The sequence below is a fragment of the Desulfovibrio desulfuricans DSM 642 genome (assembly GCF_000420465.1).
GTDB lineage: Bacteria > Desulfobacterota > Desulfovibrionia > Desulfovibrionales > Desulfovibrionaceae > Desulfovibrio > Desulfovibrio desulfuricans.
The window spans coordinates 418,154-434,910 of record NZ_ATUZ01000013.1 but is presented as its reverse complement, the minus strand read 5'-3'; the positions used below and the strand labels follow the sequence as shown (position 1 = coordinate 434,910).

At 56.4% G+C, this 16,757-nt stretch carries 14 protein-coding genes and 2 tRNA genes; 14 read left to right on the top strand and 2 right to left on the bottom strand.

Annotated elements, in window-relative coordinates:
- Positions 1-17: 17 nt before the first annotated feature.
- Positions 18-233: a hypothetical protein gene (locus G449_RS0107515; protein ID WP_022658693.1), complete on the top strand. Its 216-nt coding sequence runs from the start codon at positions 18-20 to the stop codon at positions 231-233.
- A gap of 258 nt (positions 234-491) precedes the next feature.
- The gene (locus G449_RS0107510) at positions 492-866 is read left to right on the top strand and encodes a site-specific integrase (RefSeq protein WP_022658692.1); all 375 of its coding nucleotides are present in this window, start codon (positions 492-494) and stop codon (positions 864-866) included.
- A 32-nt stretch (positions 867-898) separates the two neighbouring features.
- Here the strand turns inward: G449_RS0107510 and G449_RS0107505 are convergent.
- Positions 899-975, bottom strand: a tRNA-Glu gene (locus tag G449_RS0107505).
- 320 nt (positions 976-1,295) lie between these two features.
- On the opposite strand from G449_RS0107505, the gene G449_RS0107500 reads away from it, so the two are divergent.
- From G449_RS0107500 to G449_RS0107475, 6 genes are all read left to right on the top strand, one after another.
- On the top strand, positions 1,296-2,903 hold the full coding sequence (locus tag G449_RS0107500) for a sigma-54 interaction domain-containing protein (RefSeq protein WP_022658691.1): 1,608 nt from the start codon (positions 1,296-1,298) through the stop codon (positions 2,901-2,903).
- A 542-nt stretch (positions 2,904-3,445) separates the two neighbouring features.
- Positions 3,446-4,654, top strand: coding sequence for an ammonium transporter (locus G449_RS0107495; RefSeq protein ID WP_022658690.1), 1,209 nt, complete (start codon positions 3,446-3,448; stop codon positions 4,652-4,654).
- A gap of 29 nt (positions 4,655-4,683) precedes the next feature.
- Positions 4,684-5,022, top strand: coding sequence for a P-II family nitrogen regulator (locus tag G449_RS0107490; protein ID WP_022658689.1), 339 nt, complete (start codon positions 4,684-4,686; stop codon positions 5,020-5,022).
- A 48-nt stretch (positions 5,023-5,070) separates the two neighbouring features.
- Entirely contained in the window at positions 5,071-7,263 is a 2,193-nt protein-coding gene (locus G449_RS0107485) for a glutamine synthetase III family protein (protein WP_022658688.1), read from the top strand.
- Between the two features lie 326 nt (positions 7,264-7,589).
- Positions 7,590-8,447, top strand: coding sequence for a diaminopimelate epimerase (dapF, locus tag G449_RS0107480; protein ID WP_022658687.1), 858 nt, complete (start codon positions 7,590-7,592; stop codon positions 8,445-8,447).
- A gap of 14 nt (positions 8,448-8,461) precedes the next feature.
- Entirely contained in the window at positions 8,462-9,688 is a 1,227-nt protein-coding gene (locus G449_RS0107475; RefSeq protein ID WP_022658686.1) for an LL-diaminopimelate aminotransferase, read from the top strand.
- A gap of 343 nt (positions 9,689-10,031) precedes the next feature.
- On the opposite strand, the gene G449_RS0107470 is transcribed toward G449_RS0107475, so the two are convergent.
- Positions 10,032-10,109: transfer RNA gene (locus G449_RS0107470), tRNA-Pro, on the bottom strand.
- Positions 10,110-10,235: 126 nt separating this feature from the next.
- Between G449_RS0107470 and G449_RS0107465 the strand changes: the two genes are divergently transcribed.
- The 6 genes from G449_RS0107465 (at position 10,236) to G449_RS0107440 (ending at position 16,695) form a co-directional block, all read left to right on the top strand.
- Positions 10,236-11,300 carry a protein-glutamate methylesterase/protein-glutamine glutaminase gene (locus G449_RS0107465; protein ID WP_022658685.1) on the top strand — a complete coding sequence of 355 codons (1,065 nt, stop codon included), beginning with the start codon at positions 10,236-10,238 and terminating at the stop codon, positions 11,298-11,300.
- 23 nt (positions 11,301-11,323) lie between these two features.
- Positions 11,324-13,255, top strand: a complete 1,932-nt coding sequence (locus tag G449_RS0107460; RefSeq protein ID WP_051135397.1) for a HEAT repeat domain-containing protein — start codon at positions 11,324-11,326, stop codon at positions 13,253-13,255.
- A gap of 641 nt (positions 13,256-13,896) precedes the next feature.
- Entirely contained in the window at positions 13,897-14,733 is an 837-nt protein-coding gene (locus G449_RS18275; RefSeq protein ID WP_051135416.1) for a CheR family methyltransferase, read from the top strand.
- 10 nt (positions 14,734-14,743) lie between these two features.
- Positions 14,744-15,520 (top strand): ParA family protein, encoded by a 777-nt coding sequence (locus G449_RS0107450; protein WP_022658682.1) that lies wholly within the window; start codon positions 14,744-14,746, stop codon positions 15,518-15,520.
- Entirely contained in the window at positions 15,514-16,215 is a 702-nt protein-coding gene (locus G449_RS0107445; RefSeq protein ID WP_022658681.1) for a chemotaxis protein CheW, read from the top strand. The genes G449_RS0107450 and G449_RS0107445 overlap by 7 nt, the downstream gene beginning before the upstream one ends.
- A 111-nt stretch (positions 16,216-16,326) precedes the next feature.
- A complete protein-coding gene (locus G449_RS0107440; protein ID WP_022658680.1) occupies positions 16,327-16,695 on the top strand; it encodes a response regulator in 369 nt (122 codons plus the stop codon).
- Positions 16,696-16,757: the final 62 nt, after the last annotated feature.

Here is a 16,757-nt window from a genome sequence, read left to right as displayed (position 1 = left end):
GCCAAGGAGGGCAGCAGATGGGTCGCAAAGCATTCACTCCAAAGCAACTCATTTTCAATCTTCCCGAAGTTGAAGTTCTTGTGGGACAATGCGAAATTATTTCCATAGCCTACCGTAAAATTGCCGTAACCGGCAAACGTATTATCGATGACGCAAAGACGAAGACATCGGTGTCGATTATCCCATTTTCTGAAATAACAGGTAAAAGTCATCCAGCTGCGAGCAATAGCTGATTCAAACTTTGAAAAAAATTTTTCTTGCGGAAGCGGCAAATGGAAACTTCTGATCTCCACCCCCCGTCGACAATGTGCTGAATATGTCCTGAACAGACCGGGAGCAGTGAGCGCAAGGTATGTACTATTGGGGCTAAAGTGGACTCCCCTGCGGCTTGCGTCCGCTATCTGTGAGTTTCCCGTGTTATCCACCCGGAGCTGCGCAAGGCTCTTGAGTGGTGGCGCGAGGCGAGGCCCTGCAAGGCGGATAACGTCTTTATGCAGATACACTGCGACGGCATGCTGGGCGAGCCCTTTCAGCAGCGCAGCAAGCTTATGGGCACGCTCTCCAAACGAGCTGGTGTTAAGCCTTTCGGCTTCCATGCCATCAGGCATTGCTCGGCAGCGGTGACATTCAAGACTATGGGCCTCAACGGCGCACAGATATTCCTTGGGCACAGCCGGGCAACCACCACCGACCGCTATGTGCGGTCTGCGGGCCTGTATGGAAGTCAGGATGGAATCTTGGCGGCATTGGGCCAGAGCCTGATCGGCTCTGCGGCAGAGAACCTGCTGGAAAAAGTAATGCCCCACGAGGGTCAAGCTCGTGAGGCATTTTGTAACCAAGGCATTGTAACCAATGCCATACAGTAATAGGGCAACTACGTTAACCCTTTGAATTCAATTGGCGTCCCCAAGGGGATTTGAACCCCTGTCGACGGCGTGAAAGGCCGTTGTCCTGGGCCGGCTAGACGATGGGGACGCGCTGTGAAGGGTGTATCTACGGCAATAGGGGGCAGGTGTCAAGCGACTTTTTAAAATTGGCATAAAATTCAGCGGTCAGGGGCTTCGCAATGGTCTGATTAAGCTAATTGTATCCCCAAACCTGTTGCTCCGCTAAATCAGTTACACCGCTATCCCCTTCCCCCACAAAGTCCGTTCTCCCACTCCCCCACTGCAACCTATAAGCTGGCCAGCCCCCAGCCCGCCAACGCAAGCGCCCTCCACCCGGCAGCCCTTTCTTGCGGCTAGTAACCCGCTGACGGATTGCATGTTTGCCCCGGCCTGGGGTATAAGCACGGCATGCAAAAATCCAGCAATACATCTCCCCGTTCCGGCACCGTGTCGCGCTCTCCCGCCAACGCAGACAGCCACCGCGAAGAGCAGCTGCGCCTTTTGTTGGATCTTTCCAATGTGGTCAACTCAGCCACGGATGTAGGGGTTGCCCTGAACAAGGCGCTCCAGCTCATGGCAGAGCATCTGCACATGATGCGCGGCGCGATCACGCTTATTTCGCCCAACAGCGGCGAAATCCGCATCGAGGCTGCCTACGGCCTCAAGCCCGCCGAGGCCCGCCGGGGCCGCTACGTGCGCGGCGAGGGCATCACCGGGCGCGTTATTGAAACCGGGCGCTCCATGTACATATCGAATGTGTCTGAAGAGCCATTGTTCCTGAACCGCACCCGCTCGCGCGATCTGGGCAAGGAGGGCATTTCGTTCATCTGCGTGCCTATCTGCCTCAACGATCAGGTTGTGGGCGCGCTGTCGGTTGACCATCTGCTGGTGGACGATGCCACGCTTGAAGACGAAATGCGCCTGCTTACCATTATATCAACCCTGCTTGGTCACGCTGCCCTTGAATCGCAGGGCCGCATGGATGAAGAAGCTTCCTCGCCCCTGAGGCCTCGCGGCTTTGTGGGCAATTCTGAAGTGATGCAAAAGGTCTACGCGCAGATTGCCCAGGTGGCCCCGTCCAGCACCACAGTTTTTCTACAGGGCGAATCCGGCACAGGCAAAGAACTGGCAGCGCGCTCCATCCATTCGGGCAGCACTCGCGCCAACAAGCCCTTTATTTCGCTCAACTGCGCCGCATTGCCAGAAAACCTCATTGAAAGCGAGCTGTTCGGCCATGAACGCGGGGCCTTTACCGGCGCAAACGCTACTCGCAAGGGACGCTTTGAACTCGCCAACGGCGGCACGCTGTTTTTGGACGAAGTGGGCGAGCTTTCGCTCATGACCCAGGCAAAGCTGCTGCGCGTCTTGCAGGAAAGGGCCTTTGAGCGCCTCGGCGGCATGGAAACGCATTATGTGGATGTGCGCTTTATCACCGCCACCAACCGCGATCTGGAAAAAATGGTTGAGGAAGAAACATTCCGGCGCGATCTGTTCTACCGCCTCAATGTCTTCCCCATTTTTCTGCCGCCCCTGAGTTTCCGGCCAGAGGACATTCTGCCGCTGGCAAACCACTTTATCAAAAAATACGCGCTGGCCAACGGGCGCAATAATGTGCGCCTCTCCCTTTCTGTTATGGATATGTTGCAACGCTATACCTGGCCGGGCAACATCCGCGAACTTGAAAACGTCATGGAGCGCGCCGTGCTGCTGCTGGGGCGCGAAGGCCTTGTGTTGCCCCAGCACTTGCCCCCTGCCCTGCACGGCAGCCGCGCCACCGCCAGTTCCGGCCTCACGCCCGGGCTGATCCGGCAGGGGCTTTCCGGCAGTTTGCAGGAACAGCTGGACGAACTGGAACGCGCATCAATCACCGAAGCGCTTGAGTTCAGTCAGGGCCAGATGGGCAAGGCCGCCGCAAGCCTTGGATTGACGGAAAGGATCATGGCTCTGCGCATGAAAAAGTACGGCATAACCTACAAGGCTTTTCGCCCCGTGTACCGTAAGGACGAAACCGAGTAGATATACAGTTTCTACAAAACGGTATTTTGAAAAAAGGCCAGGATTTGCTCCAAATACGAATTTTTTATAATAAATTCTAGTATGTTATTTAATAATTCTTCGCTCATTACAAAGATGTACCAATAATTTCTACATTTTTGCAATTCTTTTATTTTTTCATATAACATACTTAAATAACATAACTATTCAAAATCCCCCCCATGCGCCAAGAAACAGCGCTCCGGGGGGCCTCTTTTTTTCTACATCAACGTAGAAATATTCCACAGACGCCAACCTCCTGCAATTCTTCCTGTCTGCTCTTAAAAATAAAAATATACATAAAATAAGCTTGTTACATGCTTTCCCCCCACAGTGAAACACATTTGGCACACTTCATGCCTAAGCAGGGTATTGCTGTGGCATCGTGCCGCAGTGTGGGCATGGCGCCAGCCCACGAGGATGAGGTTCTATTAAACGCGGAACGGAACGACGGAAACCAGCCTGCCGCGCTGTGCGGCACCCTGCCTCCCTCGCCGGTCCGAACTACGCTGAAGGATGTCCGTATGAACGCCTCGGATACTGCATTTATTCTGATCTGCGCCTCCATGGTCATGCTGATGACCCCGGCGCTGGCCCTCTTCTACGGTGGCCTGGTTCGCTCCCGCAATATCCTTTCTACCCACATGCACAGCTACGGCGCGCTGGCTCTCATCTCTGTATTATGGGCCGTAGTGGGTTACACACTGGCCTTTGGCGAAGATGTGGGCGGCATAATCGGCGATCTTTCCTACCTCTTCCTCAAAGGCGTGGGCGGCGAATCGGCTCCTGCCGCCACCCAGCTGCCCCACACGGTTTTCATGGGGTATCAGTGCATGTTTGCTGCTCTTACCGTGGCCCTTATTTCCGGTGCCTACGCTGAGCGCATCCGCTTCTCCGCCATGCTTGTTTTCTCCGGCTTGTGGTTGCTCTTCGTCTACTCGCCCATGGCCCACTGGGTCTGGGGCGGCGGCTGGATGAGCAAGATGGGCGCTCTGGATTTTGCTGGCGGCGCAGTTGTGCACATGTCTTCCGGCGCGGCGGCTCTTGCCTGTGCCCAGGCCCTTGGACCGCGGCTTTCCACTGGCAGCTCGCATGCAACGCCCAACAACCTGCCCCTTACCCTGCTTGGCGGCGGCCTGCTGTGGTTCGGCTGGTTCGGCTTCAATGCTGGCAGCGCCCTGGTTTCCGGTCCTCTTGCTGGTCAGGCCCTTGTAACCACCCACATGGCTTCTGCCTGCGGTATTCTTGGCTGGATGCTCGTTGAATGGATTCGTACCGGCAAGCCCACAAGCCTTGGCGCTATCTCCGGCGCACTGGCGGGCCTCGTGGCCATCACCCCCGGCGCGGGCTTTGTGGAAGTGCTGCCCGCCATGCTGATCGGTTTTGTTGGCGGCATCATCTGCTACGGCGGCGTGCTCCTGAAGAACAAGTTCGGTTATGACGACGCCCTTGACGTGGTTGGCATTCACGGCGTTGGCGGCACCTGGGGTGCGCTTGCCACCGGCCTGTTCGCCTGCGCGGCCATCAACAACGCTGACGGTCTGTTCTACGGTAATCCTGAGCAGGCCTGGATCCAGATCGTGTCCATTGTGGCTACCTGGGGTTATTGCTACATAGTTTCCCGGATAATCCTCTATGTGGTTGACGCGGTTGTCGGCCTGCGGGTTACGCCCGAAGAGGAATTCACCGGTCTCGATTTGAGCGAGCACAACGAACGCGGCTACTCCCTGTAGTCCAACGGGAAACAGCAAAGGAACGACCTATGAAAAAGCTTGAAATCATCATCCGGCCCAGCATGTTTGACAAGGTTAAGGACGCGCTTACCGACATGGGCATCCACGGCTTGAACTATGTTGAAATCAAGGGCTTTGGTCGCCAGCGTGGGCACACTGAAGTGTATCGCGGCACCACCATGCAGGTGGACTGCCTGCCCAAGATCAAGGTCGAGGTCGTGCTGCACGACGACATGCTGGAAACTGTTCTGAATGCTGTGGTGTCCATCTCCCGCACAGGACAGGTTGGCGATGGAAAAATTTTCATCAGTGATGTGATGGATGCCATCCGCATCCGCACTGGTGAGCGCGGCGATGAGGCCCTGTAATCGGGCTTTGCCTGATACTAGCAACAACTTGAGAAAGGAGACGAGGGTATGAGTTCCCCCCGCAAAAAGGCTTTGTTCAAAGCAGTGAACACTGCACCGGTCATCCCCACCAGCGCTGATGAAATAGGCCGCAGCGCGGAAGACATCTTTGGCCGCTACGTGTTTGGTCTAGCCACCATGCGCAAGCGCCTTCCCAAGGATGTGTTCAAGAAGCTGGCCAAGACCATCCGCGATGGCGAACGCCTGAATCCCGAAATCGCTGATGTTGTCGCCAACGCCATGAAGGACTGGGCCATCGAAAACGGCGCCACGCACTACACGCACTGGTTCCATCCCATGACCGGCCTCACTGCCGAAAAGCATGACGCCTTTCTGTCGCCCACTATTGATGGCCAGGTCATCAGCGAATTCTCTGGCAAGATGCTGATCAGCGGTGAGCCGGACGCCTCCTCATTCCCTTCCGGCGGCATCCGCTCCACGTTTGAAGCCCGCGGCTATACCGCGTGGGATCCCTCCGTGCCGGTGTTCATCATCCCCGCTCCTTACGGGGCCACCCTGCACATTCCGACGTACTTTTACTCATACTCGGGCGAAGCTCTTGACCGCAAGATCCCGCTCATTCGCTCCATATCGGCCCTGTCGCGTCAGGCCATGCGTATTCTCAAGCTCTTCGGCAACACCACGGCCAGCTATGTGCGCGCCAATGTTGGCCCCGAGCAGGAATACTTCCTGGTGGACAAAAACCTGGCCGCCCTGCGCCCTGACCTTCTGCTTGCTGGCCGCACCCTGATTGGTGCGACTTCGCCCAAGGGTCAGGAAATGGAAGACCACTACTTCGGCTCCATTCCTCCCCGCGTGATGAGCTTCATGCAGGATCTGGAAAACGAGCTGCGTTCGCTGGGCATTCCGGCCAAGACACGCCACAACGAAGTGGCCCCTGGTCAGTTTGAAATCGCCCCGGTGTACGAAGAAGCCAACATCGCCTGCGACCACAACATGCTCTGCATGAACATGATGCGTCACATGGCTGGCAAACACGGTTTTGTGTGCCTGGTGCACGAAAAGCCCTTTGCGGGCGTGAACGGCAGCGGCAAGCACAACAACTGGTCCATCAGCGATTCTGATGGCTCTAACCTGCTCAACCCCGGCTCCACGCCGGTGGACAACGCCCAGTTCCTGGTCTTCCTGGCCGCCGTGCTGCGCGGCGTGCACATGCACAGCGCGGCCCTGCGCCTCGGCACCGTGGGCGCTGGCAACGACCACCGTCTTGGCGCCAACGAAGCCCCGCCGGCCATTCTGTCCGTCTACCTTGGCGAACAGCTTACCGACGTGCTTGACACCATCATCAACGGCAAGGGTTCCAAGAACAAGAAGAGCGCGGTTATGGAAGTGGGCGTTTCCACCCTGCCTCCGCTGCCCGTGGACCTTTCCGACCGTAACCGCACAAGCCCCTTTGCCTTCACCGGCAACAAGTTTGAATTCCGCGCCGTGGGCTCCTCGCAGTCCGTGGCTCCGGTCAATATCGCCCTGAATGCGGCTGTTGCCAGCGCCCTGGACGACATTGCCACCGAGCTTGAAGCTTCGGTTGCTGGCGGCACCGATCTGAACACGGCCCTGCAGTCTCTGCTGCCCCGCCTGTTCAAGGAACACATGCCCATCGTCTTTAACGGCAATGGTTACGCTGAATCCTGGGCTGAAGAAGCCGCCCGCCGCGGCCTGCCCAACTACAACAATACCGTTACCGCTCTTGAGCACTACAGCGATCCCGACGTCATGAACGTCTTCCTGCGTCACGGCATCCTGACCGAGCGTGAAATTCTTTCCCGTCAGGACATCCTGCTGGAAAACTACAGCAAGACCGTGTGCATTGAAGGCAATCTGTTGGCCGACATGATCCGCTCTTCCGTGCTGCCGCCCAGCATGGAAGCCCAGACCAGGGCCGCCGATGCGGTGGTTAAAACCCGTGCCGTGCTTGGCGACAAGGGCGCTGCAAGCGAAGAGGAATACTTTAACGAACTGCGCGGCCACATTGTTGCACTCCAGAAGGGTGTGGCGGTGCTGGAAAAGGCCGTGGAAAAAGCCCAGTGCACCGAAGGCGCGCTGGAACAGGCCAAGGCCGCTCGTGACGGCATCTTGCCCGCCATGACCGAATGCCGCACCCATGCCGACGCTCTTGAGCGCCTGGTTGATGACAACCTGTGGGTTCTGCCCAAATACGCAGAACTGCTCTGGGCTCACTAGGTCGTTAAGAAATAGTTGGGGGCAGGGGGTCTCATCCCGGGGGGGAAGATGGTCCCCTTGCCTCCGGCCCCTGCGGTTCTGCCGCAGGGAGCCACAGGCCTCGCCGTTCGCCGCAACGGACGGCGAAGGCCAGTGGTCATCAAGCGGAGAGTCTGGCGGCTCTCCGCTTTTTTTGCGGCCTTAAACCGCCGCCGCACGGTGGATTCACGGCAGGCGCGCCGCACTGTGTTTACTTTTGCCTTGAATCAGAATAAATACTTATTTGTGATACTGCCAAGATAATTATGGGCAGCCTGTTTCGGCCCCCCGTATGATAAGGAGTATATATGGCTGCAACACTGCGCTTTACAAAAATGCAGGGCATCGGCAACGATTATGTCTATGTGAATGGCTTTGAAGAACGTGTCGAGAACCCCAACGACCTTGCCCGACAGATCAGCGACCGCCATTTCGGTGTCGGGTCTGACGGTCTTGTACTGATTCTGCCTTCCGGCACTTCAGACGTGCGCATGCGCATGTTCAACTCTGATGGTTCCGAGGCTGAAATGTGCGGCAATGCCATCCGCTGCGTGGGCAAATATGTTCACGACCACGGCATTCTTTCCAAGGATGTTATCCGCGTTGAAACCCGCGCCGGGGAAAAAATCGTCCGCCTGCTGTTTGAAGGCGGCGAGGTTTGCGGCGCTACGGTTGATATGGGCGAACCCGTGCTGACCCCGGCCAACATTCCCGTGCTGGTCGAGGGCGACACAAGCGCCCAGCGCTTTGTGGCCCGCCCGGTCGAGGTTGACGGCGCTGGCTACGATATTACCGCTGTTTCCATGGGCAACCCGCATGCGGTTGTGTTCATGAAAGGCATAGACGACCTTGATCTGCCCAAGATCGGCCCCAGCTTTGAGCACCACAGGCTGTTTCCGCAGCGCACCAACACCGAATTTGTGGAAGTGATCTCCTCCACCAAGGTGAGAATGCGCGTGTGGGAACGCGGCGCGGGCGAAACCCTTGCCTGCGGCACCGGCGCATGCGCCGTTGCGGTTGCCTGCGTGCTCAACAACCTTACCGGGCGCGAGCTTGACGTGGAACTCAAAGGCGGCACCCTGCACATCCATTGGGACGAAATTTCCAACCATGTCTACATGACCGGCGGAGCCGTCACCGTCTTTACCGGCACTTACCACATCTGATTCAGAGGAATGTGATGACCAGCGTAAACAGCAATTTTCTCAAGCTGCAAAGCAACTATCTTTTTGCGGAAATAGCCCGCAAGGTCGCCTCCTTCAAGGAAGCCAACCCCGAAAAGCGCGTCATCAGCCTGGGCATTGGCGATGTGACCCGCCCCCTTGCCCCTGCCGTTGTTGCGGCGCTGCACAAGGCTGCGGACGATATGGGCGATGCCGCCACGTTTCACGGGTACGGCCCGGAACAGGGCTATGCCTTTTTGCGCGAAATCATCGCGGAACACGACTACAAGGCGCGCGGCGTTGACCTGAGCCCCGATGAAGTGTTCGTGAGCGATGGCGCCAAGTCGGACGTGGGCAATTTTCAGGAGCTTTTTGCCGCTGACAGCATTGTGGCAGTGACAGACCCAGTCTACCCCGTCTATGTGGATTCCAACGCCATGGCGGGCCGTTCCGGCGAATTTGACGGCAAGCAGTGGGACAGGCTCGTGTACCTGCCCTGCCTCAAGGAAAACGACTTTGTGCCGGACTTTCCCAAAACCCGGCCCGACATCATCTATCTGTGCTACCCCAATAATCCCACGGGCACCGTGCTCTCGCGCCAGGCGCTTCAAGGCTGGGTGGACTACGCCCGCCGTGAGGGCTGCGTCATTCTGTATGACTCCGCTTACGAGGCCTACATCACCGACAGCTCTGTTCCCCACAGCATTTATGAGCTTGAGGGCGCGCAGGAAGTGGCCGTGGAATTCCGCAGCTTCTCCAAAACCGCTGGCTTCACCGGCCTGCGTTGCGCCTACACGGTTGTACCCAAGGCGCTCCAGGTCAGCGATGGCAAGGGCGGCAAGGTTGCGCTCAACGGCCTCTGGAACCGCCGCCAGTGCACCAAGTACAACGGCTGCCCCTACATTGTGCAGCGTGCCGCTGCCGCCACCTACAGCCCGGAAGGCCGGGCGCAGGTCATGGACGTTATCCACGGCTACCAGCGCAATGCAGAAAGCCTGCGTAAAGCAGTAACCGGCATGGGTCTTTCCGTCTACGGCGGCGTCAATGCTCCCTACATCTGGGTGAGCGTGCCTGACGGCATGACCTCCTGGGGATTCTTTGACCACGTGCTGAACAACACGGCGCTTGTATGCACGCCCGGCGCTGGCTTTGGCGCTTCTGGCGAGGGCTACGTGCGCTTGACGGCCTTTGGCTCCCCTGCTGATACGGAAGAAGCCATCAAGCGCCTTGCCTCACTGAGCTAGGTGCATGGCGCGCTCAGCGCGCTCTAGAGCAACGAGACCAAGCATCCGCAGGGCCTATAGCCTCGGTTGCCGCAAAATAGAAGAAAGCCCGTTTCTTGGGGGATGTGATAAGCATCCCTTCAGAAACGGGCTTTCTTGCCGTTAAGAACACACAGGATTCGCGCAAAATTGCTTTTACGGAACATCCTGGCGACATAAAAACGGCCAGTCGCTAATGCATAATTCCTGTTTCCGACTGCCGCCGTCTACAATGGAGCGCTTCTTTATCCTTAAAAGGAAAGATTCGCTTGATGCAAAAACAAAAAAAGGGCTTACGGCGGTCACCGTAAACCCTTGATTTTGCTGGTCGGGATGGCGCGATTTGAACGCGCGGCCTCAGCGTCCCGAACGCTGCGCTCTAGCCAAGCTGAGCCACATCCCGTTGAGAGAGGGAACATAAGCGAGACTGAGTAGTTTGGCAAGTAATTTTTTATTTGTAAAAAAATAATGCCTGACGTAGCATACAAAAACTAGATAGAGAGAGAATTTTTTGGAGTGAGCTTATCCTATGATCAGTGTCCTCGTGGTTGATGATTCAACCTTTATGCGCAACACCATTACTTCACTTCTGGAGCAGGATTCTGAAATCAAGGTTGTGGGCGTAGCCCGCAACGGTCAGGAGGCCCTGGAAAAAGCCGAAGAACTCGATCCGGACGTAATGACGCTTGATGTCGACCTTCCAAGGCTTGATGGCCTTGGAGTTTTGCAGCAGTTGATGAAAAAAACTCCGATTCCCGTGCTGATGGTCAGCTCTCTCACACAGAGCGGCGCAGAAAGCACATTAAAGGCATTAGAGTACGGCGCTCTTGATTTTATTCCAAAAACCATGAGCTGCGACCGGGAGTGTTTTGGGGCGGAACTGCAGCGCAAGGTGCGTGCCATTGCACGGCGTAAAACCATCATCAAACTCAAGTACAGACGCATCAACCAGATTCAGGTTCCAGTTCCACGCCCTCAGCCTTCGCAACCTGCGGATTATGTGCAAACGCCCTGCACCGGGCCGCGCGATCTGGTTGTAATCGGCGTATCCACCGGTGGGCCGCCAGTGGTGCAAAAGATTCTTTCGGCACTGCCTGCCGATCTTCCGGCCTGCATACTTATTGCGCAGCATATGCCGGCGGCTTTTACAAATCCTTTTGCCAAGCGCCTCGACAGTGTTTGCCAGATCGGCGTTACCGAAGCCCAGGACGGTGACAAGTTCAAAACAGGTCACGCGTATGTCTGCCCTGGCGGCAAGCATCTGGGCATTCGCATGCGCGGCCCGCTGCCAGAAATCTTTGTTGCAGAAGAACCGCGCGATGCCCTTTACAAACCTTCGGCAAACGTGCTTTTTGAAACTGCGGGCAAAGCAATGGGAAGACGCACACTTGGCGTGATTCTCACCGGAATGGGTTCAGACGGATGCGAAGGGTCCAAGGTTCTTAAAGAGAAGGGTGGCTGCCTTATAGCGCAAAATGAGGCCTCCTGTGTCGTATACGGTATGCCCAAGGCGATTGTAGACAACAAGCTCGCCAACCTCATTCTCGATGTGGACGATATTGCCAACGCCATCATAACAACGGTCAGAGGCTGACCCCACCGTAGCAGGACATGACTATGAACATGGAAAATCCACAGCACAAAGCAATTCTTGAAGCCCTGAAGTCGGGCGAAAATGACGCGATTCGCGACGCGGCATTCAGCGCTGGCGATCAGGGCCTCCAGGATGCAGTTCCCATGCTCTGCGAACACATCAAAAGCCCAAGTGTGGGCGTACAGGAAGCAGCGGAATACGCCCTGCGCAAAATTCGCGGGCCGCAGGTGGTCGTAGCTCTCCTGCCGCTCCTGAGCAGCGATGAAGCCCCCGTGCGCAACGTGGCCATGGACATTCTGCGCGAAATTGGCTCGGACAGCATTGAGAGCATTCAGCCCTACCTGCAGCACGACGATGTGGACTTGCGGATATTTATCACAGATATTCTGGGATACTGCCGTACGCATCAGTCCTGCCTGCTGCTCTGCCGCGCCCTGCTCAAAGACCCGGAAGTGAACGTGCGTTATCAGGCTGCTGTGAGCCTTGGCACACTGGCTTTTCCCGAAGCCGTCAACCCCCTGTGTCAGGCCATGCACGATGAAGAATGGGTGCAGTTTGCCGTGGTGGAAGCCCTTGCGAAAATCAAGGACTACTCCGCCGCCAGCGCCCTCGTGAAACTGCTTTCCCAGGCCTCGTCCCTTGTGAGTTCGGCCATTGTGGACGCCCTTGGCGATATGGGCGATGTAAAGTCCATTCCCCTGCTCTTCAGTTCGCTTGAAAATGTTCGCGAAGCCCTGCGCCACAAGATTGTCAAAGCTATCGTGCAGATTCTCAACGGGCGCGGCTTGTCGCTGCTGGCTGGCAAATCGCAGGAAAGGCTGCGTTCCTACCTGCTCGACGCCCTTACAGATAACGATGAAGACGTCCTGCTGGCCGCGCTGCAAGGCTTGAGCGCCATCGGGTCGGATGCGTGCACCGAAGACATCATCAACATGGCCGCCACCCTTGACAGCGAACGCCAGGATGAACTTTATGAAGCCGCCATCAAGGCCATTGCCGCCATCGGCTACAATGACTCCGTGCGCGATGCCCTCAACAGCGTTGATGAATCGCGCACCCTGCTGGCAATGGAGGCCTGTCATCTTATGGCAGACCGCCGTTGCGTGCCTGATCTCAAAAATATTTTCTGGGATGCCAGCCCGGAACTGCAGCGCATGGCAGCAGCGGAACTGGCCCAGCTTGGCGATTGCGCCGACTCCCCATTCTTTGTAACAATCATGAATGATTCAGAAGATGCAGAAGTTCTTAAGAGCGCACTGGTCTTCTTCGGCAACCAGCCCACCTGCCCTGACGTGGAAGACCTTGTCTTCGCCCAGCTGGATCACCGCTATGTGGACGTTAAGGAAATGGCGCTGGAAGCCTGCATCAACCTGCACAGCCCCAAGCTGAACGAACGCTTCAAGGAACGCGCCAAGAGCGAAGAGCCCATGCAGCGCATGATGGCCGTGTACGCCCTTGGACGTTACGGCATCCTGGAAAATCTGCCTGAAATAACGGCAGCGCTTGAAGATGAATCCCCCCGCACACGGCAGGTGGCGGTGGAATCATTCCAGAGTCTTGGCGAACAGGCCGAGGAATATCTGCCCCTGCTGCTGCCCCGCCTTTCAGATGAAGACAAGGATGTTCGTCTTGCAGTGATCGACCTGCTTGGGCAGATCGCTTCCCCAACTGTGCTGCCCTACATTCTCAATGGGCTTGATGACGAAAACGAATGGGTTCGCATACGCGCCGTTGATGCGCTGGGCATGCACAAGGTTGCCAATGCCGTTCCGCAACTGGCTCAAATGCTTGAGAATTCAACCCCCATGGTGGCCCTCAAAATTATTGAGGCTCTTGGCAAGATCGGCGGCAATGTGGCCTTTAGCGTGCTGCTGGGTTTGATGAATCATGAAGACCCGGATATCCAGCATGCAGCGGAAGAAGCGGTGGCAACGATCCAGGCCGAACAGGAGTAGGTATGTCTCAGCCCCCTACGTTATTTCCCAAAAGCCCGCTCGGCTCTGCCCAGAACAGCGGCAACGGCTCATCTGCTGGCGGCGCGGCTACTCCCGCAGAGCAACGTCCACGGCTTGGCGTGACGCCAACGCCCGGGGTAGCGCCAGCAGCTCCGGCTGCCAAACCCGTTGCGCCCGCCCCTGCCTCGCCATTCAGAACAACGGCTCCGGCCCCTGCAAGCCCGGCGCAAGGCACAGGCCTGACAGGTTCTGCATTCCGCACACCTGCGGGTGCAGGCGGTGCCACCAGCCCAACTGCGCCTGCGGCAACACGCCCGCCCCTTGGACAATCCGGCCTTGGTCAGACCGCATCCGGGCTGTCTGGAGCGACAACTCGGCCTCCTCTCGGGCAAACTGGTCTTGGGCAATCAGGGCTAGGCCAGTCAGGCCTGGGGCAAACAGCAAGGCCTCCGTTGGGGTCTGCCCTGCCCCCGCGCGCAGCAAGCCCCGCGCCTGCTGCGGGCGGCTTTGGTGCCACACGGTCCGCGCAAAGCGCACCCGCGACCAGCGCCATGCGCCCGCCGCTCACGCCTGCTGCGGCTTTTCGCTCGCCCACGCAAGCGGCAGACAGCACCCGCGCAGCCTCGCCCTTCCGCAAGGATTTGCAGATATCGGACGAAGAATTTCTGCAACTGCGTGATTTCATCTATCAGCAGTGCGGCATTTTCATTGCTGAAAACAGAAAGTACCTTGTTGAAAACCGGCTTTCAAACCGCATCAAGGAACTGAACCTCAAAAGTTACAGCGACTATTACAACTTTTTGCGCTTTGACGGCAGCCGCCGCACAGAGCTCACCAAGCTTTTTGAAGTGGTGACAACCAACGAAACAAGCTTTTTCCGCAATCCGCCGCAGCTTGAAGTGTTTCAAAAAAGTGTGCTGCCCGACATTCTTGACCAGTGCCGCAAGGCTGGGCGCAAAAAGCTGCGCATCTGGTCGGCTGGCTGTTCCACGGGCGAAGAACCCTACACGCTTGCCATCATATTGTGTGAGGTTCTGAAAAGCGAACTTTCCAGCTGGGACATCAAGATCACAGCCAACGACCTTTCCGAGGCCGTTCTGGCGGCTGCTCGCCGGGGTGTTTACAACGATTATGCCTTGCGCACGACCCCCAAGGAAATTGTGGACGCATATTTTATCAAGGAAGACACCCAGTACAGGGTCAAGCCGGAACTGAAGTCGCTCATTTCCTTTGGGCCCATTAACCTTAATGACAGGGAACAGCTCAAACGTATTGAAAAATCGCAGATTGTTTTCTGCCGCAACGTTATCATCTACTTTGACGATGAAATGAAGCGCAAGGTTATCAACGCCTTTTACGACAACCTTGAAATCAACGGAGCTCTGCTTATCGGGCATTCCGAATCCCTGCACAACATCAGCCGCGCGTTCCAGCTTGAACACCACAAGGGAACCATCGTTTACAGAAAAATGAGCTGATGCTGATACCATGTGTGCAAAAGTTCTGGCTATTGCCAATCAAAAAGGGGGCGTCGGCAAAACCACGACATCCATTTCGCTGAGCAGCGCGCTTGCCCGCATGGGGAAAAAGGTTCTTGTTCTTGATCTTGACCCCCACGCCTGTGCCACGCTGCATGCGAGAATATACCCCGAAGGCATCACCTGCAGCCTGCACGATCTTTTTCTTGCGCAGGAAGATGCCTGGCCCGTGATCTGGCCCGATCTTATCCATGTGCAGGCGCTGCCGGGGATGGATGTGGCGCCGGGCAGCATACGGCTTTCAGAGCTTGAAGTTGACTTTCGTGAGCGCCAGGCCAAGGGAAGTGTGCTCCTCCGCAGCCTCACGCATGTGCGCGATGAGTACGATTACATAATTCTGGATTGTCCGCCCCATGTGGGCATTCTGCTGGTCAATGCGCTGGTCGCCGCAGACCTGCTGATAATTCCGATCCAGACAGATTTTCTTGCCTTGCACGGGCTCAAGCTGCTGTTCGACACGCTGCACACGTTGAACAAGGCCCTGGGCAGGCCCGTACGCTACCGGGCGGTGCCCACCATGTATGACAGAAGAGCAAAAGCCTGCACGCGGGTACTTGAACTGATGCGCCGCAAAATGGGGCAATCCATGTTTACAACGGTCATTGGGGTGGACACGCACTTTCGTGAGGCCAGCGCCCAGGGGTGCACCATTTATGATATCGACGCCCGCTCAAAGGGTGCGCTCGGGTATAATTCGCTTGCAGAAGAAGTGGTAAAACTATGGTAAAAACGCCCGAAGAGTACTTTGCAGACCAGTGCCTGGACGTGCCTCAAGCGGCAGACGCAGCGCTGAGCGCTGCGGAACAGGCCTTTGTGCAAAAATATCTGGGCAGCGATGCGTTGCAGACCATGCCGGTGCTCGAACCGGAGCAGGTGATGGCTGGCGCAGCAGGAGAAGCAAAAGACCAAGCGCGCCCAGCCCATCATGGCGGGCATGCAGAAGCAGAAACTGCCCGGCCTTCCTTGCGCACAAGGCTTGCGGCAGAAGAACAGGTACAGATGGTTTCGTTCTATGTGCGCGAACAGGTTTTTTTGCTGCCAGTGCCGGTAATTGTCGAGGTGCTGCGCTACATGCCGCTGACCCGGCTGCCCATGGCGCCCCCCTTTATTGCTGGTGTTGTCAACTTGCGCGGCAAGGTTACGCCACTGCTGCACCTGGATGCATTGCTGACCACGGACCAGACAAAGCGCTATACCGAAAAGAGCTTTATCATCGTTTGTGGCACAGAAGACATGCAGCTTGGCCTTATTATCGACAAAATACATACCATGTACATGGTTTCAAAAGACAGCATCAGCTGGAACATTGAGGCGCAACTTGGCGAAGGGGCAGATTTTCTGTGCGGCCTCGCCAATATCAAGGAACGCCTCCACGGTATTATCGACCCGGAACTGATTGTCGACAAACTTATTGAAGTCTGATCGTCTGCCTAGCTGAGACAGCATACGGTTCGACTTGCCAATAGTCTGAATAATCTCTAGAGTTCGGTGAAATTTTGTACGGCAGCCAACAACAGACGGACAGGATCACCTATGAAAAAACATATTATGGTCGTAGACGACTCCAAGACTATCCGTAATCTGGTAGCCTTTGTTCTCAAGGGCGAAGGCTTCAAGGTCAGCACCGCCGAGGATGGCCTTGACGCTATTGAAAAGCTTTACAGCCTTGAGCCGGTCGACCTGATTGTTTCGGACGTGAACATGCCCCGCATGGACGGCTTCACGTTTATCAAGACCATCCGCGCTCAGGATGCCTATAAGGATATTCCTATTATTGTCCTTTCAACGGAAGGGCAGGAAAAAGACATCCAGACCGGCATGAGCCTCGGCGCCAACCTGTATATGGTAAAACCGGCACAGCCTGAAAAAATGGTCCGTAATATAAAGATGCTTCTGGGATAGCCGATAAGAAAGACAGTATGTGTCCAATTCGGGCCTAGTGTGCTTTCAGCCATATAAAGGTA